This window comes from Burkholderia guangdongensis (assembly GCF_013403875.1).
In the GTDB taxonomy this organism is placed as follows: Bacteria; Pseudomonadota; Gammaproteobacteria; order Burkholderiales; family Burkholderiaceae; genus Burkholderia; species Burkholderia guangdongensis.
On record NZ_JACBNX010000005.1, the window covers coordinates 144,908 to 170,340 of the forward strand.

30 protein-coding genes, 1 tRNA gene, 1 pseudogene and 1 riboswitch are annotated in these 25,433 nt (G+C 66.9%); of the genes and pseudogenes, 17 read left to right on the plus strand and 15 right to left on the minus strand.

Annotated elements, in window-relative coordinates; translation table 11 throughout:
- Nucleotides 1-77 precede the first annotated feature (77 nt).
- The 4 genes and pseudogenes from HZI36_RS07270 (at nt 78) to HZI36_RS07285 (ending at nt 1,841) form a co-directional block, all read left to right on the plus strand.
- A complete protein-coding gene (locus tag HZI36_RS07270; RefSeq protein WP_179401954.1) occupies nt 78-503 on the plus strand; it encodes a VOC family protein in 426 nt (141 codons plus the stop codon).
- 111 nt (nt 504-614) lie between these two features.
- Nucleotides 615-938, plus strand: a complete 324-nt coding sequence (locus HZI36_RS07275) for an ArsR/SmtB family transcription factor (protein ID WP_179401955.1) — start codon at nt 615-617, stop codon at nt 936-938.
- Nucleotides 935-1,345 (plus strand): annotated as a pseudogene (locus tag HZI36_RS07280) (SRPBCC family protein). Before HZI36_RS07275 ends, HZI36_RS07280 begins: the two are co-directional and overlap by 4 nt.
- An 82-nt stretch (nt 1,346-1,427) precedes the next feature.
- A complete protein-coding gene (locus tag HZI36_RS07285; RefSeq protein WP_179401956.1) occupies nt 1,428-1,841 on the plus strand; it encodes a DUF1801 domain-containing protein in 414 nt (137 codons plus the stop codon).
- A 120-nt stretch (nt 1,842-1,961) separates the two neighbouring features.
- Here the strand turns inward: HZI36_RS07285 and HZI36_RS07290 are convergent.
- The 9 genes from HZI36_RS07290 to HZI36_RS07330 all read right to left on the minus strand — a co-directional run bounded on the left by HZI36_RS07290 (nt 1,962) and on the right by HZI36_RS07330 (nt 8,556).
- Nucleotides 1,962-2,038, minus strand: a tRNA-Lys gene (locus HZI36_RS07290).
- An 88-nt stretch (nt 2,039-2,126) separates the two neighbouring features.
- Nucleotides 2,127-2,876: a tol-pal system protein YbgF gene (gene ybgF, locus HZI36_RS07295; RefSeq protein ID WP_179401957.1), complete on the minus strand. Its 750-nt coding sequence runs from the start codon at nt 2,874-2,876 to the stop codon at nt 2,127-2,129.
- A 25-nt stretch (nt 2,877-2,901) separates the two neighbouring features.
- Complete coding sequence (gene pal / locus HZI36_RS07300) at nt 2,902-3,408, minus strand: peptidoglycan-associated lipoprotein Pal (protein ID WP_179401958.1); 507 nt, start codon at nt 3,406-3,408, stop codon at nt 2,902-2,904.
- 17 nt (nt 3,409-3,425) lie between these two features.
- Entirely contained in the window at nt 3,426-4,721 is a 1,296-nt protein-coding gene (gene tolB / locus HZI36_RS07305) for a Tol-Pal system beta propeller repeat protein TolB (protein WP_179401959.1), read from the minus strand.
- A gap of 106 nt (nt 4,722-4,827) precedes the next feature.
- Nucleotides 4,828-5,919, minus strand: a complete 1,092-nt coding sequence (tolA, locus tag HZI36_RS07310; RefSeq protein WP_179401960.1) for a cell envelope integrity protein TolA — start codon at nt 5,917-5,919, stop codon at nt 4,828-4,830.
- Nucleotides 5,916-6,365 carry a protein TolR gene (tolR, locus tag HZI36_RS07315; RefSeq protein ID WP_179401961.1) on the minus strand — a complete coding sequence of 150 codons (450 nt, stop codon included), beginning with the start codon at nt 6,363-6,365 and terminating at the stop codon, nt 5,916-5,918. The genes tolA and tolR overlap by 4 nt, the downstream gene beginning before the upstream one ends.
- Before the next feature lie 10 nt (nt 6,366-6,375).
- Nucleotides 6,376-7,053, minus strand: coding sequence for a protein TolQ (gene tolQ / locus HZI36_RS07320; protein ID WP_179401962.1), 678 nt, complete (start codon nt 7,051-7,053; stop codon nt 6,376-6,378).
- Nucleotides 7,054-7,195: 142 nt separating this feature from the next.
- Nucleotides 7,196-7,699 carry a tol-pal system-associated acyl-CoA thioesterase gene (ybgC, locus tag HZI36_RS07325; protein ID WP_179401963.1) on the minus strand — a complete coding sequence of 168 codons (504 nt, stop codon included), beginning with the start codon at nt 7,697-7,699 and terminating at the stop codon, nt 7,196-7,198.
- Between the two features lie 110 nt (nt 7,700-7,809).
- Complete coding sequence (locus HZI36_RS07330; protein WP_179401964.1) at nt 7,810-8,556, minus strand: SDR family NAD(P)-dependent oxidoreductase; 747 nt, start codon at nt 8,554-8,556, stop codon at nt 7,810-7,812.
- Between the two features lie 192 nt (nt 8,557-8,748).
- A riboswitch (ZMP/ZTP riboswitch) is annotated at nt 8,749-8,849 on the plus strand.
- A gap of 137 nt (nt 8,850-8,986) precedes the next feature.
- Between HZI36_RS07330 and glyA the strand changes: the two genes are divergently transcribed.
- The 7 genes from glyA (at nt 8,987) to HZI36_RS07365 (ending at nt 13,711) form a co-directional block, all read left to right on the plus strand.
- Nucleotides 8,987-10,234, plus strand: a complete 1,248-nt coding sequence (gene glyA, locus HZI36_RS07335; protein WP_179401965.1) for a serine hydroxymethyltransferase — start codon at nt 8,987-8,989, stop codon at nt 10,232-10,234.
- A 6-nt stretch (nt 10,235-10,240) separates the two neighbouring features.
- Entirely contained in the window at nt 10,241-10,720 is a 480-nt protein-coding gene (nrdR, locus tag HZI36_RS07340) for a transcriptional regulator NrdR (protein ID WP_179401966.1), read from the plus strand.
- 180 nt (nt 10,721-10,900) lie between these two features.
- Nucleotides 10,901-11,455 (plus strand): pilus assembly FimT family protein, encoded by a 555-nt coding sequence (locus HZI36_RS07345; RefSeq protein ID WP_246326992.1) that lies wholly within the window; start codon nt 10,901-10,903, stop codon nt 11,453-11,455.
- Nucleotides 11,455-11,871: a type IV pilus modification PilV family protein gene (locus HZI36_RS07350; protein WP_218883712.1), complete on the plus strand. Its 417-nt coding sequence runs from the start codon at nt 11,455-11,457 to the stop codon at nt 11,869-11,871. The genes HZI36_RS07345 and HZI36_RS07350 overlap by 1 nt, the downstream gene beginning before the upstream one ends.
- Entirely contained in the window at nt 11,855-12,685 is an 831-nt protein-coding gene (locus HZI36_RS07355) for a PilW family protein (protein ID WP_281376249.1), read from the plus strand. Before HZI36_RS07350 ends, HZI36_RS07355 begins: the two co-directional genes overlap by 17 nt.
- Nucleotides 12,686-12,747: 62 nt before the next feature.
- A complete protein-coding gene (locus HZI36_RS07360) occupies nt 12,748-13,221 on the plus strand; it encodes a hypothetical protein (RefSeq protein ID WP_218883720.1) in 474 nt (157 codons plus the stop codon).
- Between the two features lie 70 nt (nt 13,222-13,291).
- A complete protein-coding gene (locus HZI36_RS07365; protein ID WP_179401968.1) occupies nt 13,292-13,711 on the plus strand; it encodes a type IV pilin protein in 420 nt (139 codons plus the stop codon).
- Between the two features lie 64 nt (nt 13,712-13,775).
- Here HZI36_RS07365 and HZI36_RS07370 read toward each other — a convergent pair whose 3' ends face one another.
- The 3 genes from HZI36_RS07370 to HZI36_RS07380 form a co-directional block, all read right to left on the minus strand.
- Entirely contained in the window at nt 13,776-14,222 is a 447-nt protein-coding gene (locus HZI36_RS07370) for a DUF3318 domain-containing protein (protein WP_179401969.1), read from the minus strand.
- 52 nt (nt 14,223-14,274) lie between these two features.
- Entirely contained in the window at nt 14,275-14,664 is a 390-nt protein-coding gene (locus HZI36_RS07375) for a phage holin family protein (protein ID WP_179401970.1), read from the minus strand.
- Between the two features lie 124 nt (nt 14,665-14,788).
- Nucleotides 14,789-15,091, minus strand: a complete 303-nt coding sequence (locus HZI36_RS07380; RefSeq protein WP_179401971.1) for an ElaB/YgaM/YqjD family protein — start codon at nt 15,089-15,091, stop codon at nt 14,789-14,791.
- 298 nt (nt 15,092-15,389) lie between these two features.
- On the opposite strand from HZI36_RS07380, the gene HZI36_RS07385 reads away from it, so the two are divergent.
- Nucleotides 15,390-16,028, plus strand: a complete 639-nt coding sequence (locus HZI36_RS07385) for a peroxiredoxin (RefSeq protein ID WP_179401972.1) — start codon at nt 15,390-15,392, stop codon at nt 16,026-16,028.
- A gap of 119 nt (nt 16,029-16,147) precedes the next feature.
- Here the strand turns inward: HZI36_RS07385 and HZI36_RS07390 are convergent, their stop codons facing one another.
- Nucleotides 16,148-17,335 carry an acyl-CoA dehydrogenase gene (locus tag HZI36_RS07390; RefSeq protein WP_179401973.1) on the minus strand — a complete coding sequence of 396 codons (1,188 nt, stop codon included), beginning with the start codon at nt 17,333-17,335 and terminating at the stop codon, nt 16,148-16,150.
- A 101-nt stretch (nt 17,336-17,436) separates the two neighbouring features.
- Here HZI36_RS07390 and HZI36_RS07395 point away from each other — a divergent pair, with 101 nt between their 5' ends.
- Nucleotides 17,437-18,222 carry an IclR family transcriptional regulator gene (locus HZI36_RS07395; protein WP_179401974.1) on the plus strand — a complete coding sequence of 262 codons (786 nt, stop codon included), beginning with the start codon at nt 17,437-17,439 and terminating at the stop codon, nt 18,220-18,222.
- 4 nt (nt 18,223-18,226) lie between these two features.
- Here HZI36_RS07395 and HZI36_RS07400 read toward each other — a convergent pair whose 3' ends face one another.
- Nucleotides 18,227-19,054: an EAL domain-containing protein gene (locus tag HZI36_RS07400; RefSeq protein ID WP_179401975.1), complete on the minus strand. Its 828-nt coding sequence runs from the start codon at nt 19,052-19,054 to the stop codon at nt 18,227-18,229.
- 207 nt (nt 19,055-19,261) lie between these two features.
- Here HZI36_RS07400 and HZI36_RS07405 point away from each other — a divergent pair, with 207 nt between their 5' ends.
- The 4 genes from HZI36_RS07405 to fahA are packed head-to-tail and all read left to right on the plus strand — an operon-like array spanning nt 19,262 to nt 23,916.
- Nucleotides 19,262-20,929, plus strand: coding sequence for an FAD-dependent oxidoreductase (locus HZI36_RS07405; protein ID WP_179401976.1), 1,668 nt, complete (start codon nt 19,262-19,264; stop codon nt 20,927-20,929).
- A 35-nt stretch (nt 20,930-20,964) separates the two neighbouring features.
- Nucleotides 20,965-21,228, plus strand: coding sequence for a DUF2783 domain-containing protein (locus tag HZI36_RS07410; RefSeq protein WP_179401977.1), 264 nt, complete (start codon nt 20,965-20,967; stop codon nt 21,226-21,228).
- Between the two features lie 46 nt (nt 21,229-21,274).
- Entirely contained in the window at nt 21,275-22,609 is a 1,335-nt protein-coding gene (gene hmgA / locus HZI36_RS07415) for a homogentisate 1,2-dioxygenase (protein ID WP_179401978.1), read from the plus strand.
- The gene (gene fahA, locus HZI36_RS07420) at nt 22,609-23,916 is read left to right on the plus strand and encodes a fumarylacetoacetase (protein ID WP_179401979.1); all 1,308 of its coding nucleotides are present in this window, start codon (nt 22,609-22,611) and stop codon (nt 23,914-23,916) included. The genes hmgA and fahA overlap by 1 nt, the downstream gene beginning before the upstream one ends.
- Nucleotides 23,917-24,012: 96 nt before the next feature.
- Here the strand turns inward: fahA and HZI36_RS07425 are convergent, their stop codons facing one another.
- Nucleotides 24,013-25,332, minus strand: a complete 1,320-nt coding sequence (locus HZI36_RS07425) for an MFS transporter (protein WP_179401980.1) — start codon at nt 25,330-25,332, stop codon at nt 24,013-24,015.
- Nucleotides 25,333-25,433 lie beyond the last annotated feature (101 nt).

Below are 25,433 nucleotides of genomic sequence, written 5' to 3' on the forward strand. Positions count from 1 at the left end.
GTACATTAGCGCATTTTTTCCCGTGCTTTCCGATCGGTGTGCCAACATACCCGAAGCCCATCATCCCGGAGCCCAAGATGAGTCTTTCGCCGTTCCACCTGGCCATTCCTGTCTACGACCTTCCGGCCGCGCGCCGTTTTTATCGCGACGTGTTCGGCCTGGAAGAGGGGCGCTCCAGCGCGCAGTGGGTGGACTTCAATTTCTACGGGCATCAGCTCGTGATTCACGAGCACCCGAAAACCGCGTCGCAGGACAGCGCGCACTCGAACGCCGTCGATGGACACGACGTGCCGGTTCCGCACTTCGGCGTCGTGCTGGAGTGGGCGCAGTGGGAAGCGCTGGCCGAGCGGCTGAAGTCGTTCGGCACGAAGTTCGTGATCGAACCGTATATCCGCTTCGAGGGGCAGGTCGGCGAACAGGCGACGATGTTCCTGTTCGATCCGTGCGGCAACGCGCTCGAATTCAAGGCGTTCAGGGACATCGGCCAGCTGTTCGCGAAATAGGGTCGCGTCCGCACGGACCGGGCCGGTGCGATGCGGCCCGGCATCTCCGCTTGACTCATCCATAGCTGAGCGGTTATGGTTAATCAATAGCCAGCGGGTTATTGATTCCACATGCAGAACGCTCACGACATGCTGTTCAGAACGCTCGCCGATCCGACCCGGCGGGCCATCTTCGAGCGTTTGTGCCGCGAAGGCGAGCAGACGGTGGGGGCGTTGACGGCCCGGGCCGGCGTCTCGCAGCCGGCCGTCTCGAAGCATCTCGGCGTGTTGAAGCAGGCCGGGCTCGTGCGCGACCGCCACGAAGGCCGTCAGACGCATTACCGCGCGCAGCTCGACGCGCTGGCTCCGCTGATCGACTGGACGAGCCAGATGACGAGCTTCTGGCAAAGCCGGTTCGATCATCTCGAAGATCTACTGAAGAGGATGGATCTATGAGCAATACTTCGACCGAAACGCGTTCCGTCGTCGTCGAGCGGGAGGTGCCATTTCCGCCGGAAAAGATCTGGCGCGCGCTCACGCAGCCGCACCTGATCGAGGAATGGCTGATGAAGAACGACTTTCAGCCGGTCGTGAACCACCGCTTCAATCTGAGTGCGGAGTGAGGCGCGGTCGACTGTCAGGTGCTGGCCGTCGAGCCGCACAAGACGCTGTCTTACACATGGGCGGCGTACGGTCTCGAGAGTGTCGTCACGTGGACGCTCACGCCGACGAGCACGGGTACTCACCTGCGTATGGAGCAGGTCGGCTTCCGGCCGGATCAGCAGCAGGCGTACCAGGGCGCTCAATACGGGTGGCAAAAGTTCTTTGCCGCTCTGGAGAGCGTGCTGGCGCGGGTGGAGTGAAGCTGGACGGGGCGCCATTCGAAACGGCGCTTCGCGTCGTGGGCCGAGCGTTCGGGCCGTTCGGGCTCGAGGAGAAACCGCTATGAAGAAGAGCGAGCCGCAGGACAGCAATCAGCAGGAAAGCAAATCCCCTTCCCAACTGATCGACGAGAGAATCGAGGAACTGGACGATTGGCGGGGCGAGATGCTCGGCCGGCTCCGGGCCCTGGTCAGGGAAGCCGATCCGGACGTCGTCGAGGAGTGGAAGTGGCGCGGGGTGCCGGTGTGGTCGCATGACGGATTGATCTGCACCGGCGAGACTTACAAGAGCGTCGTGAAGATGACCTTCGCGAAAGGGGCGACGCTGGCGGATCCTTCGGGCCTCTTCAACTCGAGTCTCGACGGGAACACGAGGCGCGCGATCGATTTTCGCGAGGGCGAGCGGATCAACGAGGACGCGCTGAAGGCGCTCATTCGCGCCGCGGTGACCTTGAACCAGTCGAAGGCCCGGCGCTAGCTTCGGGTGTGTTGCGTGTTTGCGTGTGGGCGGCTGCCGTGCCCGAACGGACATGGCGGCCGGATCGCATTCGATACAAAAAAACCTCCACATGGGAGGTTTTTTGTATCCGAGAGTAGATGGTAGGGTGGGAGGGACTCGAACCCTCGACTCTCTGATTAAAAGTCAGATACTCTAACCAACTGAGTTACCACCCCACGTCCTCAGAAAACTGAGCTAACGACTCAAAGAGGCGAAACTATAGCGGGGAACCATCAACCTGTCAACAATCCGCCGTCAAAAACCTCACTTGATCGATTCCAGCTTGCCCTGAGCGGTTTGCGCGGCGTTCGAACCGGCGAACTGCGAAACGACCTGTTCGAAGGTCTTCTTCGCCGCCGCCTTCTGGCCTTGCTCGAGCTGGTTCGTGCCAATCGCGACGAGCGCGTCGGCCGCACGCGGATGCTGCGGGAAGCTCCTCACGATGTTCTGCCACGTCGCCGTCGAGCCCTTGTAATCGCGCAACGCGTACTGCGCGTTGCCGAGCCAGTACTGCGCGCTCGGCTGATACGGGCTCTGCGGATACTTCGCGATGAAGCTGCGAAACGCCGCCGCCGCCGCCTTGAAGTTGCCGTTGCGGAACTGCTGCTGCGCTGCGCTGAACGCATCCGTCTCACCCGGCTGCACGGTGCCCTGCACGCCGTCCACCGTCTCTTGCTGCGGCTCGAACTTCTTGAGCCGCGTGTCGAGATCGGTGTAGTACTCCTTCTGCTGGCGTTCGAGCGTCGTGAGACGGTTCGTCAGATCCTCATTCTGGCCGGTCAGCGTCGCGACCTGCTGGTTGAGCTGGTCGAGGCGGGCGGACTGATCGAGGATCGTGCGCTGGGCAGCCGCGAGCTGGCTCGACAGATTGTCGGACTTGCTGCGCAGATCGAGCACGGCGCGACGCGCCTCGTTGTCGTCGAACATGCCGGCGTGCGCCGGCGCGGCGGACAGCGCCGCGCCAGCCACGCAGACGGCTGCGGCTACGCGCAGCCAGGTAACACGATGCGTCATACAGCGTTCATCCGTGACTGACTGCTTACTGTTGGTAGACGAGATCCGCACGGCGGTTCTGCGCCCACGAGGCTTCGTCGTGACCCGTCGCGACCGGCTTTTCCTTGCCGAGGCTCACGGCTTCCATCTGCGAATCGGGCACGCCGAGCAGCGACATCGCGCGGCGCACCGCTTCCGCACGCTTCTGGCCGAGCGCAAGGTTGTACTCGCTCGTGCCGCGCTCGTCGGTGTTGCCCTGGATCAGCACGTGACGTTGCGGATGGCTCTTCAGGTACTGCGAGTGCTGCTGCAGCAGCGGCTGGTAGTCGTCCTTCACCGAATAGCTGTCGAAGTCGAAGTAGATGCTGCGCTTCGCGAGCGGGCTGTTCGGGTTGTTCAGATCGTCGACGTTCACCTGAGCGACGTTCTCGGGGTTCGGCTGCGCGCCGTTCGCGCCTTGCGCATTCTTGTCGAGCTTCACGCCCGAGCTACAGGCGGCCAGGCCACCGACCATCATCGCGATCAGTGCCAGACGGACTTTTTTCGACACCATGTTTACTCTCCTTTTCGTCATTGCATGAAGGGCCCCCACGACGGCTCACGAACCGAGCCGCCCTGGACGGACAGAATCTGAGGCGGCGCACTGCCGTCCGACGGAACGGCCGCGAGTACGCTGCGTCCGTTCGCCTGGGTTGCATACAGAACGTATTGGCCGTTGGCGGCGAAGCTCGGCGATTCGTCGTGACTCGTATTCGTGATCGCGTTCGCCGCGCCGGTCTGCAAATCCTGAACGTACAGCTTGAAGCCCCCGCCGGTGCGGGAGATGTAGGCGAGCAGCCTGCCGTCCGGGCTCACGCGCGGGCTCGTGTTGTAGCTGCCGGTGAAGGTCACGCGCTGCGCGGCGCCGGCGCTTTCGCCTTGCGCGGGCATCTTGTAGATCTGCGGCGCGCCGCCACGGTCGCTCGTGAAGTAGATCCAGCGGCCGTCGGGCGAGTAGAACGGCTCGGTGTCGATCGAACTGCTGCGCGTCAGGCGCCGCAGGTCGCCGCCGTTCGCGTTGACCGAGTAGATCTGCGTGTTGCCCGTCAGCGACAATGCGACCGCGAGCGTCGCGCCGTCCGGCGACCACGCCGGCGCGCTGTTGTTGCCCTTCTGGTCGGACACCATGTAGCGGCGGCCGGTCGGCAGGTCGTGGATATAGACGATCGGCTTCTTGCGCTCGAACGACACGTACGCGACCTTCGTGCCGTTCGGCGACCACGCGGGCGAGATGATCGGTTCGGTGCTGGACAACGCGATGTGCGGGTTCTGGCCGTCCGAATCGGAGATCTGGAGCTGATAACGGTTGCCGGTGCGGATCACGTACGACAGGCGCGTCGCGAACGCGCCGCGCGTGCCGAGCAGCTTCTGATAGATGTAATCGGCGATCTTGTGGCCGGCCATGCGCAGCGTGCCGTCGGTCGCGGTCAGCGACAGCCCGCCGAGGCTCTGCTGCTTGACGGTGTCGTACAGCATGAAGTTGACCTTGTACTGGCCGTTCGACTCGCGATTGACGCTGCCCGCGACGAACGCGTTCGCGCCCTTGGCCTTCCATGCGCCGAGATCGACCGACGCCGTTTCCGACACCGGCGTGCTGCCGGCGTCGATGTTGGTGAACTTGCCGCTGCGGGCGAGGTCGGCGCGAACGATCGACGTGACCTGCTGCGGCAGGTTCGACTCGTTCACGAAGTTGGCTGTGGCGATGGGGAACTGGGTCGAACCGACGCCGGTGATCAGCACGTTGACTTGCGCGTTCGCGGCGCTACCCGCCGTGATCAGACACGAGGCCACGAGTGCCCTGAAACCTAGCTTCGTCATCAAACTCATGCTTCTTGATTCCCATGTGTAACGCGGCGCAACCGCAAAGACTCCAAAAAACCCGATTCGTTCCCGTCGCACCGTGACGCCCGGAGTGTACGCGCATTTGCGCTCGCTACGAGCCCTTGAAGGTAATCGTAATGTTCGGCGGGGTACGACCGTCAACATCGGGGGGCAGTGGGACCGCCGCGCGGATCGCTTCGACCACGGATTGATCCCACCCTGAATTTCCGCTCGAGCGGGTGACCGACGCGCTCAGCACGTCACCCGACGGCGTGCAGCGGACCGCGACGACCGTCACGAGGCCGGCGCGATCGCCGGCAAAGGTGATGAACGGCTTCACGCGGCGCCGGACCTTGTCCGGATAGCCCGGGGATGCGGCGTTGCCGCCGGAACCGGAGCCGGTGCCGCTCTTCGCGAGACCTTCGCCGCTGCTATCGCCGCCGCCGCCGGCCAGGCCCTGCATCTGCGCGAGACGCGTGCGCCGCTCCTGGTCGAGCTTCGCATTCGCCTTCGCCGCGGCCGCCGCCTTGGCCCTGGCCGCGGCGGCTGCCTCCGCCTTCGCCGAGGCGACCGCTTCGGCCTTCGCCTTTGCCGCGGCTTCCGCCTTGGCCTTCGTGGCGGCCTGCTGCGCTTCGAGCTGGGCCTGCTTCTGCTGGGCGAGCTTTTGCTGCTGCTCGAGCTTCTGCTGTTCCAGTTTCTGCTGCGCGGCGAGCTGCTGCTGCCGGAGCTTCTCGGCCTGCTTTTCAACCTGCTTCTCGGCCTGCTTTTGAGCCGCCTTCTGCTCGGCGAGCATCGCGGCCTGCTGGGCCGCGAGCTGCGCGCGCCGGGCCTGCGCTTCCTGCTCGGCCTTCAGTTGCTGCGCGCGCTGCGCGTCGAGCAGCGCTTCGCGCGCGGCGGCTTCCTGCTGGCGCTTCTTCTGCTGCAGCGCGATGTCCGCTTCCTCGTTCCTGACGGGCGGTGTCGGCGCGACCTTGATGCGCGGCGTGGGCGGCGTGACGACCGGCTGCGGCGCCGGCGCTTCGGGCGTCGCCGTCCACAGCTCGGCTTCGGCGCCGGCCGGCGTGCTGTTCTGCCACTGAATACCGTGATACAGGAACAGCAGCAGCAGCACGTGCATCAGCGCCGCGAGCGCGAACGCGCGCCCGGTGCCGCGTTCGCGAGGCGGCTGCAGCGGATAGGCGTTGCGCGGGGCTTGCTGTTTCATTGCGATTTGACGAGGAGACCAACGCGCTTGACGCCGCGCGCCTTCAGATCGGACATCACCGTCATCACAGCATCGTACTGCACAGTCTTGTCGGCCGCGATCACGACGGGCTGATCGGGGTGATCGGCCTGGCGGCCCGCGATGAAGCTGTCGAAATCGGCCTTCGACATCGACTCTTCCTGGGTCACGCCCGCGTCGCTCTTGTATTTGACGCTCATCGAGCCGTCGGCCTTGATGTTGACGACGACGGGCGGCGTCTGCTCCTGCGGCGCCGCGTTGCCGACCGTCGGCAGGTTGATGATCGACGGGGCGACGAGCGGCGCCGTGACCATGAAGATCACGAGCAGCACGAGCATCACGTCGATGTACGGGACGACGTTGATGTCGGCCATCGCGCGGCGCGAGCGGCCGCCGCGCATGCTGGATCGGATGGGAGTGCCGGCCATTGCGCGCTCCTTACTGGGCTTGACGCTGCAGGATGTTCGAGAACTCCTCGATGAAGGTCTCGAAGCGGATCGCGAGGCGATCGATGTCGTGCGCGTAGCGGTTGTACGCGACGACGGCCGGAATCGCGGCAAACAGGCCGATCGCGGTCGCGACGAGCGCCTCGGCGATGCCCGGCGCGACGTTCGCGAGTGTCGCCTGCTGCACGTTCGCGAGGCCGCGGAACGAGTTCATGATCCCCCAGACGGTGCCGAACAGGCCGATGTACGGGCTGACCGAGCCGACCGACGCGAGGAACGCGAGGTTGGCCTCGAGCACGTCCATCTCGCGCTGGAACGACGCGCGCATCGCGCGGCGCGCGCCGTCGAGCACGAGGCCCGGATCGCTGATGCGCTTTTCCTTCGCCTTCAGGAATTCGCGCATCCCCGATTCGAAGATCCGCTCGAGCGCGCCGATCGTATGGCGGTTGTTCGCCGCGCTCTGGTACAGGGCCTGCAGGTCGCCGCCCGACCAGAAATCCCGCTCGAAGCGTTCGGTCTGCGCGCGCGCGCGACGGATCGCGAACCACTTGCGGAAGATGAACGTCCACGACATCAGCGACAGCGCGAGGAGCAGCGCCATCACCGCCTGGGCGAGCACGCTCGCGTGGAGGACGAGGGTAATGATCGACAGGTCTTGAGAAGTGTTCATAAAGTTTTGATTAACGTCCCATCGGGGGCGCCCGGCGTGCGTCTCGCACGGTGCGCCGGCCGGCGGGCCGGGCTGCCGCAGCGGCGCCCGACGCCGAACCATGCTTAGTATCGATTGAAGCGAGCGAGTTCATTGGCTGCATCTAACGGGCGTTCATGCGGACCCCGTTGACAGTCGTCCGTGCGTACCGGGGCTCCGGGGCGCCGGGGCCGCGCTCGATCGCGTCGAGCACGTCGGGCGGGATCGCCGCCGGCCGGATCGTCGCACGGTCGACGCAGCCGATGCGGATGTGCCCGGTGACGAGCAGCGTCTCGCCGCGCCATGCTTCCTGTGCGAATTCGATCGACGCGCGGCCGATGCGGCCGGGGCGACTCGTGATCGTCAGCGTGTCGTCGAGCTTCGCGGGCGCGCGATAGTCGAGCGCGGTGCTGCGGACGATGAAGATCGCGCCGGTTTCGTCGGCGATGCGCTGCTGGTCGATGCCGCAGGCACGCAGCCACTCCGTGCGCGCTCGCTCGAAGAATTTCAGGTAGTTCGCATAAAACACGATGCCGCCGGCGTCGGTGTCCTCGTAATACACGCGAACCGGCCAGGCGAAGTCGGAGGCCGCTTCGGGCGGACGGGTAGGCAGATTCATGGCGCGCATTCTACCGGAAGCGGCCAGCCCGATTCGTAACCGAATGTTGTCGGCGCGGGAGGCTGCGGGCCAGGCCCCGACGCGGCCCTGACAGGGCGGCGGCGGGGGTGTGGCCGTCGTCAGCCCCGATGGACCGTCGTGCCGATCGCCGCCTGCGCGATCGGCATCACCTCGATCGCGTTGACGTTCACGTGCGCCGGGCGCGTCGCGACCCAGTAGATCGTATCGGCGATGTCCTCGGGCGTCAGTGGCTGGACGTTCGAGTAAACGGTAGCCGCCTTCGCGTCGTCGCCGCGGTAGCGGACGTTCGAGAATTCGGTGCCGCCGCAGAGGCCCGGCTCGATGTCGGTGACGCGCAGCGGCGTGCCGAGCAGGTCGGCGCGCAGGTTGAGGCTGAATTGTCTGACGAATGCTTTCGTCGCGCCGTAGACGTTGCCGCCCGGATACGGGTAGGTGCCGGCGGCCGAGCCGATGTTGAAGATGTGGCCGCGGCCGCGTTCGACCATGCCGGGCAGCAGCGCGTGGGTGACGGTCACGAGGCCCGTGCAGTTCGTGTCGATCATCGTCCGCCATTCGTCGAGGCTCGCGCGGTGCGCGGGCTCGACGCCGAGCGCGAGGCCGGCGTTGTTGACGAGCACGTCGAGCGCGGCGAACTCGGCCGGCAGCATGGCCGGAACGGCCTCGACGGCGGCGCGGTCGCGCACGTCGAGCTCGAGCGGCAGGAGCGCGTCGCCGAGCTCGGCCGCGAGCGCGTCGAGGCGATCCTTGCGGCGCGCGGTCGCGACGACGCGGTGGCCGCCCTTGACGAAAATACGGGCGATGGCGGCGCCGAAGCCGGCGGACGCGCCTGTGACGAACACGATCATTGCTGCTCCTGGTCGAAAGTGGGACGAATGGAAAACCCGTTAGCGTACTGAGATTGACGCACTGCGGCAAGACGGCGGGCGAACCGTGTCCGGCGGCCGTCCGGAATATGTGCCCCCAATTATTTGGGGCGCCGCCGGCGCGGTTGCCCGCGGTTGCCTATTCATGACGCATCCAATAAACTAACGCGCTCATCACCCCTGCGTGACTGGCGATAGAACCCTTGGGGTTCAAGGTGGAGTGTCCCACCGTGAAGCGCAGGGCGCCGTTTTTGCCGTTCGCCTGGGCAGCCGTCGTGCGCCGTCGCGTGCATTGCTGGTGGCTGTCCTGCCTCGCGTCATACGGACTCTTCCGCCATGTCGAGCTGGTCTGCCAGCAGCGCAATGTACACGGCCGCCCTCGGTCAACCTGTACACACTTAACGGAACCCGTATGTTTGACAGAGCCCAAAGCACCATTGCGAACGTCGATCCCGAAATCTGGCAAGCGATCCAGCAGGAAAACGGCCGCCAGGAAGATCACATCGAGCTGATCGCGTCGGAAAACTACACGAGCCCGGCCGTGATGGCCGCGCAGGGCTCGCAGCTCACGAACAAGTACGCGGAAGGTTATCCGGGCAAGCGCTACTACGGCGGCTGCGAATACGTCGACGTCGTCGAGCAGCTCGCGATCGAGCGCGTGAAGCAGCTGTTCGGCGCCGAAGCCGCGAACGTGCAGCCGAACTCGGGCTCGCAGGCGAACCAGGGCGTGTTCTTCGCGATGCTGAAGCCGGGCGACACGATCATGGGCATGAGCCTCGCGCACGGCGGTCACCTGACGCACGGCTCGCCGGTCAACATGTCGGGCAAGTGGTTCAACGTCGTCAGCTACGGCCTGAACGAAGCCGAAGACATCGATTACGACGCGGCCGAGCAGCTCGCGCAGCAGCACAAGCCGAAGCTGATCGTCGCGGGCGCGTCGGCGTTCGCGCTGAAGATCGACTTCGAGCGTCTCGCGAAGATCGCGAAGTCGGTCGGCGCGTACCTGATGGTCGACATGGCGCACTACGCGGGCCTGATCGCCGCGGGCGTCTATCCGAACCCGGTGCCGCACGCCGATTTCGTCACGACGACCACGCACAAGAGCCTGCGCGGCCCGCGCGGCGGCGTGATCCTGATGAAGGCCGAGTACGAGAAGCAGATCAACTCGGCGATCTTCCCGGGCATCCAGGGCGGCCCGCTGATGCACGTGATCGCCGCGAAGGCGGTCGCGTTCAAGGAAGCGCTGTCGCCGGAATTCAAGGCGTATCAGCAGAAGGTGGTCGAGAACGCGCGCGTGCTGGCCGAGACGCTCGTGAAGCGCGGGCTGCGCATCGTGTCGGGCCGCACCGAAAGCCACGTGATGCTGGTCGACCTGCGCGCGAAGCACATCACCGGCAAGGCGGCGGAAGCGGCGCTCGGCGCGGCGCACATCACGGTCAACAAGAACGCGATTCCGAACGATCCGGAGAAGCCGTTCGTGACGAGCGGTGTGCGTCTCGGCTCGCCGGCGATGACGACGCGCGGTTTCGGCGCGGCGGAAGCCGAGCAGGTCGGCAACCTGATCGCCGACGTGCTCGAGAGCCCGGAAGACCAGGCGACGATCGAGCGCGTGCGCGCGCAGGTCGCCGAGCTGACCAAGCGTTTCCCGGTCTATAACTGACCGTCGATGCGCTGCCCGTTCTGCCGGCACGACGACACGCAAGTGGTGGATTCGCGCGTGTCCGAGGACGGCGCCGCGATTCGCCGGCGCCGCCGCTGCTCGGCCTGCGACAAGCGTTTCACGACGTACGAGCGGGTCGAGCTGGCGTTGCCGGCCGTCGTGAAGAAGGACGGCAGCCGCACGGAATTCGACCGTCGCAAGATCGTCGCCAGCATGCAACTCGCGCTGCGCAAGCGGCCGGTTGCGGCGGACGCGATCGACGCGGCGGTCGCCCGTATCGAATATCAATTGCTCGCCACCGGCGAGCGCGAAGTGCGTAGCGAGAAGCTCGGCGAGCTCGTGATGAACGAGCTGCGCGGCCTCGATACGATCGCCTATGTCCGTTTCGCATCGGTGTACCGCCGGTTCGAGGACGTCTCCGAATTTGCCGACGTGATCGAAGAGTTCCGTCGCGCGTCTCCCGCGAAGCCCTCTCGTAAGCGCTGAAGCGCTGCGCCATCCGTTCATCGCATTTTCTCCGGTTCGTTCATGTCGCGTCGATTGTGGCGGGCGTGAGTGCGTCGCGCCACCTGGCCGTTCGGCGGATGGCGCAGCGCGGCGCGCGCAGCTAGAGTCGTCGCATCGTGTATGCGGAGAGCGACGATGTCGGGTGTCGAAATGGTTGAAATGGCCGCAATTACCGCAATCGCCGGGCGCGAGGTGCGCGGCTTCACGCTCGTCGAGCTGATGATCGTGCTCGCGCTGCTCGCCGGGCTCGGGGTGGCCGCGGCACCGGCTTTCGAGCAGTGGCGCATGCGCGAGCGTGTCGATGCGCGTTCTCGCATGCTGCTCGGCGCGCTCGCGTTTGCGCGGGCGGAGGCCGCGCGTCTCGGCGTGCGGGTCGCGCTGTGTCGAGTGGGGACGGGCGGCGAATGCCTGCGCGCCGAGCACGGCGGTGGCACGGCCGACTGGTCGGGCGATTGGGCCGTGCGGGCGCATTTCATCGAACGCGAGCGCGTGCTGCGGCGTTATCCGCGCGATCGCGAAGTCGTCGTCGCCGGCGCGTTGCACGAGCTTGCGTTTGCGCCGCCGGCAGGGCAGGTGACCGGCGGCATGCGCCGATTCGAACTCTATCCGCGCAATCCGTCGTTCGCGGAAGATCACGCGCGTGCCGCGCGCTGCATCCGGATTTCGGCGGGCGGACGCGCGCGCGTCGCGGCCGGCCGTTGCCAAGCCGCGTGATGCAAGGGCGTCGCGTGATCGCGGGCACGTCGCTGATCGAAGTGATGGTCGCGGTCGCGTTGCTCGCGATGGTGATGCTCGGCGTCGCCGGCAGTCAGCTCGCGATGATGCGCGCGCAGCGAACGGCGATCTGGCGCGAGCGCGCGCTCTGGTTCGCGGATGCGCGCGTCGAAGGCGCGCGCGTTTCGCCGGCCGCGGATCCGGGGCTGGCGGCGCTCGTGGCCGCAGGATTGCCGGGCGGTACGCTGGCGGTCGATGCAGCGCATGCCGGATCGACGGTTGTGATCGTCGGCTGGCGCGATCGCGATGCGGGCGCGCGTGCGCGATGCGACGGGTCCGTTTCGTTTAGTTTATCGGCGGACCTCGCGACGTGCGTGCGGATGCCGTTCATGGAGGCACATGTCGATGATCGGTAGTTCGAACACGCGCGCGCATACGTTGCTCGAGCTGCTGATCGCGATGTCCGTCGGTCTGCTCGTGCTCGCGGCCGTCGGCATGCTGTATCACGCGCAACGCGTCGCGCAGCGGCGCGCCGACGATCTGTTCCGGATGCGGGACGCCGCCAGTACCGCGCTGACGTTGATCGGGCAGCAGATCCAGATGGCGGGTTTTCGTCCGCTCGATGCCGCGACGGACCTGCGTTCGCCGGCACTGTTCGGCTGCGCGTCGGCCGCGCTGCGTGGCACCGATGGGCGGCCGTCGTGCGATCCGGTTCGGAGCGCGTCCGATGCGCTGCTGGTGCGATACGTCGCCGATACCGTGTCGACGTGGCCGACCGCGAACGGCAGCGCATCGGATTGTCTCGGGCAGGGCGTCGGCGCGTCGGCAGATCGTCCGCTCGTGTCGAATCGCTTCGACGCGCATGTGAGTCCGTCTACCGGCGAGCCCGAGCTCTATTGCGACGGCAGCGGCCGGCCGCGCGTGCCGCAGCCGCTGGTCGCGGGCGTCGAGCGGCTGCGTTTTCGTTACTGGCGACGCGGCGCAACGCGGTTCGTCGACGGCGATGCGATGCGCGTCGACGATTGGGCGTCGGTCACTGCGGTTCATTTATGCGTGCAGGTACGTGGAGCGTCCACGCATGACGCGGCACGCTACGTCGACTGCGACGGTAACGATGCGATCGCACGCGACGGCCGGGCACGGGTCGTGATGCACCGTGTCGTCGCATTGCGAAACGTACCCGACGACGAACTGCCCGAGCGCAAGCACGAACGGGGCGTTCGATCATGATGCTGCACACGGGATCGCGCGTGCGTGGCGTTCGACGCTCGCATGTCGGTCGCGCGACAGGCATGGTGCTGCCGGCCGTTGTGGCGGTCGGTGCTGCGATTGCCGCGCTGACCGGTGCGTGGTTCGAGGCTGCGTTGACGGAGGCGCGCCGCACGCGCGCGCTTTCCGATCGACTGATCGCATTTCATGCGGCCGATGCGGCGCTTGCCGTGTGTGTGACGCGATTGCAGCACGGAACCGCGCGCTATCTCGGCCCGACGTCGCGTACCGAGCCCGGTGCCTGGCGTCGTGCGTCCGCGCTCGCGATGCCCGATGCGATCGAGCCGTTCGCCGCATGGCCGATGGCTGCGCAACCGCCGCGCTGCCTGATCGAAGCATGGGATCTACGGCGCACCGCAGGCGATCGGGCTTATCTCGTGACCGCGCGCGGTGTCGGATCGCATGCGTCGACGACCGTGTGGCTGCAGATGCAGATCCTGATGCGCGAGGGGCGCATCGTCGCGCGACGCTGGCGGCGCGTCGCCGCGGCGGGTTGAAGCAGCGAGTTGAAGCAGCGGGTTGAAACGACAGGTTGAAGCAACAGATTGAAGCGAATGAAAGGCGAGCATGCGCGATTCGGGATTCACATTGCTGGAGCTGATGGTCGCGTTAGCGATCGTCGCGGTGCTCGCGGGCTTCGCGATTCCGTCGTATCGGCAACACGTCGCGCACGGACATCGGGCTGCGGTCGTCGCCGCGCTTTACCGTGCCGCGCAGTATCTCGAGACACTCGACGGCAAGCCGCCGGTCGCATTGCCGGATGCGCTTGCCCGTGCGCCGGCGGATGGGCGCGCCGTCTATCGCATCGCGCTCTCGCGCCCGGACGACGACGGCAATGCCTACCTGCTCGAAGCGACGCCGCTCGACACCGGCCCGATGCGCGACGATCGATGCGGCGTGTTCACGCTGAGCGCGGACGGAACGAAAGGAAACGCGCGCGGGAACAACGCGAGCGAATGGACCCCGGCATGCTGGGGCGTGCGTTGACGCAGCACCGCGCATGACGAAGCGCGGTGTTTACCGCGTGCACGACGCTCACCGCTTTCGCGCATCAATCTCCGCTCGCGGCTCGCGCTTTGCGTTCCTCGCGATTCTGCTTCACGGTCCGGTAGACTTCCCACGCGGCGAAGCCCAGCGCGCCCCATTTCAACGCGGGGCCGGTGCCTGACTTCAGCAGCGAGCGCACCGGCTTCGCGAGCACGAGCGACGCGACCGAGCTGAGCATCGGATACTGCGTGACGAGTTGGTTCAGCGTCGCATTGATGCCCTTCGCGGACTTGCCGAGCCCGCCGCCGCCGAGGCCGGGCACGAATACCTTGAGCCAGCGGAAGTGCGTGACGGTCTGCCGCATCTCCGAGCCCGCTTCGGCCAGCTCCATGCGCTCGATTTCCGAGCGCATGATCAGCAGCTCCTTGCGGATCGCGCGATTCTGCGCGGCGTTCAGATGCGGATGCGACGTGGCGAAGCGGGTCGTGCTGCCGGTGACGTTCTTGCTCATGGCGCGTCGGCGAAATGGATGAACAGGATGAACAGGACGAACGCGTGCGCGTTCACGATTTACCGCGGAACAGCTCGCGATCCTTCTCGATCTCGGCGAGCGTGGCTTCGAACACGGTCGGCGCGGTGCGCAGGCTCGCGCGCGCCTTCAGCGCGCACAGGAGGCCGGCGACCGCGTAGAGCGCGGTGACCGCGGCGAGCGACTGCCAGCGATAGGTGTCCCAGAACGCGATCGCGATCAGCACGGTCAGGCTGATGAGCGCCATCGTCGCGAGCATCATCGCGGCGAGCCCGAGGAACAGCACGCCCATCAGGCGCTCCTTCTCCTCGGCGAGCTCGATGCCGACGAGCTCGAGGCGCGTGTGCAGCAGCCCGAGCGCGGAACCGACGAAGCGGCGCAACGGCCCGTGGTTCGACTCCGGCGATGTGTTGTCTGTCGTCATGAGTGGTATGCGTGCGCGTGAAGGCGGCTAGGGCAGAGCCGACCGGCGCGGTATCGCCAGTCAGCTTCGGCGTCGGCGAGCCGCGGGTGGCGGCTCGCGACGCGGGATGGGCGCAGGCGTTGCGTTACTTGCGGTTGATCAGCAGGCCGACGACCACGCCGATGCCCGCGGCGATGCCGATCGACGTCCACGGATGCTCGTGCACGTAGTCGTCGGTCGCACGCGCGGCCTTCTTGCCTTTCTCGACCACGACGACCTGAACGTCGGCCGCCTTGTCCTTCGCCTGCTTCAGACGCGACAACGCCTTTTCGCGCAGTTCGGCGGCGCGGTCGCCGGTGCTGCTCGCCGCTTGCTTGAGCAGGTCTTCGGCGTCCGCGAGAACGGTTTTGATATCCGACATCAGCTTCTCCTTGTTGATTTCCGACATTGCGACTCCCCTCATGCTCGTCATGCTACACGTTCACATCGTAGCGAAACGCCCTCGCGCTGGCGAGCCGGGAAACGCGCGTCGCGCATGACCGCATGGCACACGACCGTAATGTAATGCAGAGCCGATGCCGCGCGGGAAAGTTTCCGGCACGGGCTGCCCGACGTCAAAAATGACAAAAATAAATGAATATCGAACGGAATATTCGTTCGCTTGTCTTTCCTGTTCCCGTAAGCTACCGGTCTCGTCCGCGCGCCGCGCGGCCGCTTCACCCCGCATCGTTCCAGGAGGGAACACCATGAGTCTGCGTCTCGGCGACATCGCCCCGGATTTCGAGCAGGATTCGAGCCTCGGCCGTATCAGGTTTCACGAGTGGCTCGGCGACGGCTGGGGCGTGCTGTTCTCCCATCCGGCCGACTACACACCGGTCTGCACGACCGAACTCGGGCTGACGTCGAAGCTGAAGGGCGAATTCGAGAAGCGCAACGTGAAGGTGATCGCGCTGTCGGTCGACAGCGTCGAGTCGCACAAGGGCTGGATCAACGACATCAACGACACGCAGGCGACGAGCGTCGGCTTTCCGATCATCGCCGATGCCGACCGCCAGGTCTCGCAGCTGTACGACATGATTCACCCGAACGCGAACGAGACGCTGACCGTGCGCTCGCTGTTCGTGATCGATCCGAACAAGAAGGTGCGGCTCACGATCACGTATCCGGCGAGCACCGGCCGCAACTTCGACGAAGTGCTGCGCGTGATCGATTCGCTGCAGCTCACCGACAACTACAAGGTCGCGACGCCCGGCAACTGGAAGGACGGCGACGACGTCGTGATCGTGCCGTCGCTGCAGGATCCGGACGAGCTGAAGAAGCGCTTCCCGAAGGGCTTCAACGCGGTGCGCCCGTATCTGCGCCTCACGCCGCAGCCGAACAAGTAAGCACGGCGGCGTCGCCGCGCGCATCAACCGCGCATCAATGAAAGCGGGCCGCCCGGCGAACACCGGGCGGCCCGTTTTGTTTCGATCGGACGCGGGACGCCGGCCGGCGCCCCGTTCGATCAGAAGAATGCCTGGATGCCGGTCTGCGCGCGGCCGAGGATCAGCGCGTGGATGTCGTGCGTGCCCTCGTACGTGTTCACGACCTCGAGGTTCACCAGATGGCGCGCAACGCCGAACTCGTCCGAGATGCCGTTGCCGCCGAGCATGTCGCGCGCGAGCCGCGCGATGTCGAGCGCCTTGCCGCACGAGTTGCGCTTCATGATCGACGTGATCTCGACGGCCGCCGTGCCTTCGTCCTTCATCCGGCCGAGGCGCAGCACGCCCTGCAGGCCGAGCGTGATTTCGGTCTGCATGTCGGCGAGCTTCTTCTGGATCAGCTGGTTCGCGGCGAGCGGCCGGCCGAACTGCTTGCGGTCGAGCACGTACTGGCGCGCGGTGTGCCAGCACGATTCGGCCGCGCCGAGCGCGCCCCATGCGATCCCGTAACGCGCCGAGTTCAGGCACGTGAACGGGCCGCGCAGGCCGGACACGTTCGGCATGATGTTCTCTTCCGGCACGAACACCTCGTCGAGCACGATCTCGCCGGTGATCGACGAGCGCAGGCCCACCTTGCCGTGGATCGCCGGCGCGGACAGCCCCTTCCAGCCCTTCTCGAGAATGAAGCCGCGGATCGTGTCGCGGCCGTCCTCGTCGAGCTTCGCCCACACGACGAACACATCGGCGATCGGCGAGTTCGTGATCCACATCTTCGCTCCCGACAGCGAGAAGCCGCCCGGCACCTTCTTCGCGCGCGTGACCATGCTGCCCGGATCGGAGCCGTGGTTCGGCTCGGTCAGCCCGAAGCAGCCGATCCATTCGCCGGTCGCGAGCTTCGGCAGGTATTTTTCCTTCTGCGCGTCCGAGCCGAATTCGAAGATCGGCACCATCACGAGCGACGACTGCACCGACATCATCGACCGGTAACCCGAATCGATCCGCTCGACTTCGCGCGCGATCAGGCCGTAACTCACGTAGTTCAGGCCAGGGCCGCCGTACTGGTCCGGAATCGTCGGGCCGAGCAGGCCGAGCTCGCCCATCTCGCGGAAGATCGCCGCGTCGGTGCGCTCGTGGCGGAACGCCTCGATCACGCGCGGCGCAAGCTTGTCCTGCGAGTACGCGCGCGCGGCGTCGCGCACCATGCGTTCTTCTTCGGTGAGCTGCTGGTCGAGCAGCAGCGGATCGTCCCAATGAAAAGTTGCAGCGCTCATCGTGTCATCTCCTCACTTGATTCACTCGAATTGACTTGACTGATGTTCCGCTGTGCGGAACAATGTTTTGCAGATTGATCCAAGTGTAGCACTAGACGACGATGACGACCACTGATGAACAAAATATCGACGAGCGCAAGTTCGTCGTCGCGCTCGCGCGCGGGCTCGAGCTGCTGCGCGCATTCCGTTCCGGCGAAACGATGCTCGGCAATCGCGACTTCGTCGAGCGCACCGGGCTGCCGAAGGCGACGGTGAACCGGCTCGCGTATACGCTGACGACGCTCGGCTACCTGCGCTACGACGAGATGCTCGGCAAGTACGCGCTCGACGCGGGCGTGCTGTCGCTCGGCTATGCGCTGCTCGCCGGCACGACGACGCTCGAGCTCGCTCGGCCGCACATGCAGGCGCTCGCGCGCGAGATCGGCGCGGCGGTGTCGCTCGGCTGCCGCGACGGGCTCGACATGATCTATCTGGAGACGATTCGCAGCGAGACCGCGCTGACGCTCGGGCTCGCGCCGGGCTCGCGGCTGTCGATGCTGACCAGCTCGATGGGGCGTGCGTATCTCGCGGTGCAGCCCGAGGACGCGCGGCGCGCGCTCATCGCCGAATTGCGCGATGTGGCGGGCGGCGGCGAGGCGGCCGACGCGCTCGTCGATGCGACGCTGCGTTCGGTCGACGAGTACGCGTCGGGCGGCTGCTGCTATTCGTTCCGCGACTGGCACGGCGACGTGAACGCGGCGGCGGTGCCGTTTCGCGAGCCGCGCGACGGGCGCTGGCTGATCCTGAGCAGCAGCGGGCCGGCGTCGTCGATGGGGGAGGACGTGTTCAGGAGCGTCGTGGGGCCGCGACTGAGGGCGCTTGCGCAGCGGCTCGGGCAGGTCGGGTAGTGCTTCAGACCGGCATCGTCTTCGCGAACACCGGCCCCTGCATCAGCCGCACGTCGTGCTGGCGCAGCAGATCGCACTGCGTCTCGTCGGCGACGCCATCGAAAATCAGCGGAATCCGCACGCGCTGCGCATAGCCGACCAGCGCCTTCACCATCCCCGCGCGCAGCGCGACGACCGCATCGATCTTGATGTAGTCGGGCCGCGCCATCTCCGATTCGACCGCGAGGATCCGCCCCGGATCCGGCAGCTTGTCCGCGACCTTGAAGCCGTGATGCTGATAGCTGCGCGTCAGGTAGCCGAGGAACGTCTTGTGCGCGACCGCCGCGCTCGGCAGCTCGATCACGACCCGCTCGGCCGGCAGCCCGAAGCGCGCGAGCACCGCCGAGAAATGCTTGCCGTGGTCGTATTTCACGCTCTTCACGAGCCGCTCGTGCACGCGCAGGAACAGCAGCCCGTGCCGCTGCGCGCCGAAGAAGTTGATCGCGTGCAGCGCGCGCGCGAGCCGGTCGAGCGCGACCAGCGCCTGGTCGTCCGCGACCGCGCTTGAATCCCAATTTGCGACCGCGTCGAACGGATCGACCGTCGTGCCCCCGATCTGCGTGACCGCCTGGAAGCCGAGCTCGTCGCCGTAGCGCTCGATCGTGTCCGCGAACGACGTCAGCTGCGGCGCGCCGGGCATCGTCACGTCGTAGATCGGCTCGTATGCGCTGCCGAGCGTCAGGTCCGGCAGGCGCGCGCACGCGGCGCCCGATGCGTCGAGCGCGACGTGATCCTGCAGGAACGGCAACTGCCCTGCGCGGGCGACCAGCTCGGGAATGGTAGGCGGAAGCATCGATTGGACGAATGGGCGCGCGGCGCGAACGTCCGCCGCATTTATCGATAGTAGCAGCGCGCGGCGCGCCCGGCTTGGCGATCTGCATCTATCGATATCTCGATTTTCGCAACACTCAGGGTTTACGTTGATTTCACTATGCGTAATTAGTTTTACTATTCGTAAATCCTGAGCTGAGCGTCACGAAGATTGAGAGTGGATGGAGACATGAGCGTCGATTACCAGCATCTGAAGTTCGAATACCGGCCGCGGGCGGCGCGCGGCGCCAAGGCCGATGCGGCGATTCACCCGGCGATCGTCGTCGGCGCGGGGCCGGTCGGCCTCGCGGCCGCGATCGATCTCGCGCAGCAGGGCGTGCCCGTCGTGCTGCTCGACGACGACGACACGCTGTCCACCGGCTCGCGCGCGATCTGTTTCGCGAAGCGCACGCTCGAGATCTTCGACCGGCTCGGCTGCGGCGAGCGCTTCGTCGACAAGGGCGTCGGCTGGCACGTCGGCAAGGTGTTCCTGCAGGACGAGCAGCTTTACGCGTTCGATCTGCTGCCGGAAGCCGGCCATGCGCGGCCGGCGTTCATCAACCTGCAGCAGTACTACGTCGAGGGCTACCTGGCCGAGCGCGCGCTCGCGCTGCCGAACCTCGACATCCGCTGGAAGCACCAGGTCAAGGGCATCGCGCAGACGGCCGACGGCGTGACGCTGACCGTCGAGACGCCGGAAGGCGACGAGACGCTGCGCGCGCGCTACGTGGTCGCCGCGGACGGCTCGCGCAGCCCGCTGCGCGCGCTGATGGGCCTCGAGAGCCACGGCCGCACGTTCAAGGACCGCTTCCTGATCGCCGACGTGAAGATGAAGGCCGAGTTTCCGACCGAGCGCTGGTTCTGGTTCGATCCGCCGTTCCACCGGAACCAGTCGGTGCTGCTGCACCGGCAGCCGGACAACGTGTGGCGCATCGACTTCCAGCTCGGCTGGGACGCCGATCCGGTCGCCGAGAAGGCGCCCGAGCGCGTGATCCCGCGCGTGCGCGCGCTGCTCGGCGCGGACGTCGAGTTCGAGCTCGAGTGGGTCAGCGTCTACACGTTTCGCTGCCAGCGGATGGATGCGTTCCGCCACGGCAGCGTGCTGTTCGCGGGCGACGCCGCGCACGGGGTGTCGCCGTTCGGCGCGCGCGGCGCGAACAGCGGCGTGCAGGACGCGGACAACCTCGCGTGGAAGCTGAAGCTCGTGCTCGACGGCGCCGCGTCCGACCGGTTGCTCGACACGTATGCGAGCGAGCGCGAGTTCGCGGCCGACGAGAACATCCGCCACTCGACGCGCTCGACCGATTTCATCACGCCGAAGAGCGCGATTTCGCGCGTGTTCCGCGACGCGACGCTGAAGCTCGCGCGCGACTGCGAGTTCGCGCGCAAGCTCGTGAACAGCGGCCGGCTGTCGACGGCGACCGTGCTCGTCGATTCGCCGCTGAACACGCCCGATCGTGCCGACGACGCGTTCGCGGGCGCGATGCGGCCCGGCGCCGCGGCCGCCGACGCGCCGGTGCGCGCGCACGGCGCGCCGGGCTGGCTGCTCGCGCATCTGCGCGACGGTTTCGCGGGCGTGCTGTTCGGCCTGCCCGGCGACGGCGCGGCGCTCGTCGCGGCGCTGGCGGGCCACGCGCTGCCGGTGAGGCCGGTGCTCGTCGTGCCGAAGGGCCACGCGCAGCCGGTGCCGGGCGTCGACGTGCTCGAGGACGTCGACGGGCTCGCCGCGCAACGCTACGACGCGCGGCCCGGCACGTTCTATCTGCTGCGGCCCGACCAGCACGTGTGCGCGCGGATGCGCGCGCCGGACCCGCGCGCGATCGGCGACGCCGTCGCACGCGCGATCTGCGCGGCCTGATCCCGGCTGCTCGTCATACTCACGGAGACCTAGCCATGACTCTCGACACCCGTTCGCGGCTCGCCGATCCCGACGCGTTCTACGAAGCGCTGATCGACATGCACCGCGATCTGTCCGATGCGGACAGCCAGCTCGTGAACGCGAAACTGATCCTGCTGCTCGCGAACCAGATCGGCGACGCCGACGTGCTGCGCGACGCGATGGCGCTCGCGCGGCAGGGCGTCACGCCGGCGGCGCATCCGGCCTCGGATCCGGCCTCGAATCCGGCCTCGAATCCGGCCGCCGGGGACGCGCAATGACCGCGGCGTCGAGCGCAGCCTGACTATGAATGGGAGAACCTGAACGATGACGCTTGATTTGTCGAAACCGGCGACCGCCGGCTATCTGAGCGGTTTCGCGAACGAGTTCGCGACCGAGGCGCTGCCGGGCGCGTTGCCGGAAGGCCGCAACTCGCCGCAGCGTGCGCCTTACGGGCTCTACGCGGAGCAACTGTCCGGCACCGCGTTCACCGCGCCGCGCAGCCACAACCGCCGCTCGTGGCTGTACCGGATCCGTCCGGCCGCCGTGCATCAGCCGTTCGAGCCGTTCTCGGGCGCGCAGCGGCTCGTCGCGGAGTTCGCCGATTCCGTCGACGTGCCGCCGACGCCGCCGAACCAGTTGCGCTGGGATCCGCTGCCGATGCCGGCCGAGCCGACCGATTTCGTCGAAGGCTGGGTGACGATGGCCGGCAACGGCTCGGCGGCCGCGATGAACGGCTGCGCGATTCATCTGTACGCGGCGAACCGCTCGATGCAGGACCGCTTCTTCTACAGCGCCGACGGCGAGCTGTTGATCGTGCCGCAGGAAGGGCGCCTGCATATCGCGACCGAACTCGGCCGGCTCGACGTCGAGCCGCACGAGATCGCGGTGATCCCGCGCGGCGTGCGCTTCACGGTCGCGCTGCCGGACGGCCGCGCGCGCGGCTACATTTGCGAGAACTTCGGCGCGCTGCTGCGCCTGCCGGACCTCGGCCCGATCGGCTCGAACGGCCTCGCGAATCCGCGCGATTTTCTGACGCCGAACGCCGCGTACGAGGACCGCGAAGGCGCGTTCGAACTCGTCGCGAAGCTGAACGGGCGCTTGTGGCGCGCGGACATCGGCCATTCGCCGCTCGACGTCGTCGCGTGGCACGGCAACTACGCGCCGTACAAGTACGATCTGCGCCATTTCAACACGATCGGCTCGATCAGCTACGACCATCCGGACCCGTCGATCTTCCTCGTGCTGCACGCGCCGACCGACACGCCGGGCGTCGATGCGATCGACTTCGTGATCTTCCCGCCGCGCTGGCTCGCGGCCGAGAACACGTTCCGGCCGCCGTGGTTCCACCGCAACGTCGCGAGCGAGTTCATGGGGCTCGTGCACGGCGAGTACGATGCGAAGGCCGAAGGCTTCGTGCCGGGCGGCGCGAGCCTGCACAACTGCATGTCCGGCCATGGGCCGGACGCGGATACGTTCGAGAAGGCGTCCGCGAGCGACACGACGAAGCCGAACAAGGTCGCCGATACGATGGCGTTCATGTTCGAGACGCGCACGCTGATCCGTCCGACCCGGCACGCGCTCGACACCGCGCAATTGCAGGCGAACTACTTCGAATGCTGGCAAGGCATCAAAAAACACTTCAACCCGGAGCAACGTTGATGAACGCAACCCCCGACTGGCGCGCGACGCTCGATCCGGCTCTCAGGAGCTGGGTCGAATCGGCGAACGATCCCGCGTGCGATTTTCCGATCCAGAACCTGCCGTTCGGCATCTTCAGCGATGCGAAGAACCCGGCGCCGCGCGCGGGCGTCGCGCTCGGCGACCAGATCGTCGATCTCGCGGCGCTCGCGCGCGCCGGCCTCGTCACGCTGCCGAGCGGCGCGGGCGCGGTGTTCGAGCTGGCGTCGCTGAACGCGTTCATCGCGCTCGGCCGCGACGCATGGCGCAGCGTGCGCGTGCAGCTTTCCGCGCTGTTCGCGCGCGACGACGCGCGGCTACGCGACGACGCGGCGCTGCGCGCGCAGGCGCTCGTGCCGCAACACGGCGCCACGCTGCATCTGCCGGTCGACGTGCCCGGCTACACGGATTTCTATTCGTCGAAGGAGCACGCGACGAACGTCGGCGCGATGTTCCGCGACCCGAAGAACGCGCTGCTGCCGAACTGGTCGGAGATGCCGATCGGCTACAACGGCCGCGCGTCGTCGGTGATCGTCAGCGGCACGCCGGTGCGGCGCCCGAGCGGGCAGTTGAAACTGCCCGATCAGGAGCGCCCGGTGTTCGGCGCGTGCCGCAAGCTCGACATCGAGCTCGAGACCGGCTTCATCGTCGGCCGCGGCAACGCGCTCGGCGAGCCGATCGCATGCGAGGACGCGGAGTCGCACATCTTCGGGATGGTGCTGCTGAACGACTGGAGCGCGCGCGACATCCAGCAGTGGGAATACGTGCCGCTCGGGCCGTTCAACGCGAAGACGTTCGCGACGACGATCTCGCCGTGGATCGTCACGCTCGACGCGCTCGAGCCGTTCCGCTGCGCGCAGCCGGAGCAGTCGCCGCAGCCGCTCGACTATCTGCGCCACGCGGGCGAGCACGCGTTCGACGTCGAGCTCGAAGTGACGCTGCGCGCCGAAGGCGCGGCGCAGGCGACGACGATCTGCCGCACGAACTTCAGGCATATGTACTGGACGATGGCGCAGCAGCTCGCGCATCACACGGTCGCCGGCTGCAACGCGCGCGTCGGCGACCTGATGGGCTCGGGCACGATCAGCGGCCCAACGAAGGACTCGTTCGGCAGCCTGCTCGAGCTCACGTGGAACGGCAAGGAACCGCTCGCGCTCACGGGCGGCGGCACGCGGGCGTTCATCGAGGACGGCGACGAACTGACGCTCACCGGCTGGTGCCAGCGCGACGGCTATCGCGTCGGCTTCGGCGCGTGCGCGGGGAAGATCCTGCCGGCGCGGTCGCGCTGATTGGGTCTGATTTGCGTCGATTTGAACGGGTGAAAAAAGGGCGGCGGCCGGGAGGCCGTCGCCCGTCAACATGCGGCTCGCGCCGCACGACGTGGATTACCGGTTGACGAGCCGCGCCGGAATCGACAGCACGAGCAGCGCGCCGGCGACGAGCACGGCCGCCATCAGCCAGATCGACGCTTCGCTGCTGCCGGTCCATTCCTTCACGAAGCCGACGATGTACGGGCCGAGGAAGCCGGACAGGTTCGCGAGACAGTTGATCACCGCGATCCCCGCGGCCGCCGCCGCGCCGCCGAGCACGGCGGTCGGCAGGCTCCAGAACAGCGCCGGAATCGCGAGGATGCCGAAGTTCGCGATGCAGAGCGCGGCGACGCCCAGCGTCACGTCGTGCTGCCACACGACGGTCAGCGCGAGCCCGAGCGCGCCGAGCAGAAAGAGCGTCGCGAGGTGCCAGCGGCGCTCGCGGCGGCGGTCCGCGCTGCGGCCGAACAGCACCATCGCCGGGATCGCGCATAGGCTCGGCAGCGCGGACAAGAGCCCGATCGAGAAGTCGCTCGACACGCCCATGCTCTTGATCAGCGTCGGCATCCAGAAACCGAGGCCGTAAATCGCGAAGATGTCCGCGAAGAAGATCATGCACATCGCGCTCAGATGGCGGTTCATCCCGACATCGCGTAGCGACAGGTGCGACTTCTGCCGCGCGTCGTCGCGCATCGACTGCTCGAGCATCGCGCGCTCGTCGGCGTCGAGCCAGCGCGCGTCCTGCACGCGGTCGTCGAGCGTCGTGAGCATCAGCCACGCGACGACGAGCGTCGGGATCGCTTCGATCAGGAACATCCACTGCCAGCCGGCGAGCCCGCCGGCGTTCTTCATCGTCTCGAGAATCCAGCCGGACAGCGGGCCACCGATCAGGCCCGCGAGCGCGAGGGCGATGTAGAACACGCCCATCACGCGGCCGCGCCGGTGCGACGGGAACCATTGCGTCAAGTAGTAGATCACGCCGGGGATGAAGCCCGCCTCGGCGACGCCGAGCGCGAATCGCACGATGTAGAACTGCATCGGCGTCTGCACGAACATCGTCAGGCCGGACACGAGGCCCCAGCTGACCATGATTCGCGCGAGCCAGCGCCGCGCGCCGACCCGGTGCAGGATCAGGTTGCTCGGCACCTCGAACACGAAGTAGCCGAGAAAGAAGATGCCGGCGCCGAAACCGTACATCGCGTCGGACAGGCCGAGCGCCTGCGCCATGTGCAGCTTCGCGAAGCCGATGTTGACGCGGTCGATCGACGCGGCCAGGTAGCCGAGCATCAGGACGGGCAGGATGCGCAGCGCGATCTTGCGGAACAGCAGGTCTTCGCGGCTCGCGCCGGCTGCGGCGGCGGCCGGGGTGGCCGCGCCGGATTGGGGTATGGGCATGTCGTCTCCTGTCGACCGGTGTCGGCGCTTCGGCGCGTAGTCCGGCCTCATGCAAGGCGCCCAGGCCGGCGCGCGTCGGATGCGCGCGCTTCGTGGCGCCA